Annotated in this window: 1 protein-coding gene; it reads right to left on the minus strand. The window is 57.4% G+C overall.

The window, feature by feature from the left end:
- The coding region (locus SB753_RS39025; protein ID WP_410805415.1) for a His/Gly/Thr/Pro-type tRNA ligase C-terminal domain-containing protein at positions 1-256 on the minus strand (256 nt) is incomplete at both ends.

The raw sequence follows: 256 nt of genomic DNA on the forward strand, positions 1-256 counted from the left end.
ATCTTCTCGTTGCGCAAATCGGCCTCTACTCTACCCCCTTGTTTTTGCAACGATTGGGCCAGAGAGTGGGCGTATTCGGCCTGACTTTCAGCGATATTCATCACCACTACCTGCATCGGGGCGAGCCACGCGGGCATTGCACCAGCATGGTGCGCGATCAGAATACCGAGAAAACGCTCCATTGATCCGACGATTGCCCGGTGCAGCATGATCTGACGGCGACGGCTGTTGTGTTCCGCGACGTACTCCGCGCCCA

It is taken from the genome of Paraburkholderia sp. SIMBA_053 (assembly GCF_046534895.1).
GTDB classification, from domain to species: Bacteria; Pseudomonadota; Gammaproteobacteria; order Burkholderiales; family Burkholderiaceae; genus Paraburkholderia; species Paraburkholderia caledonica.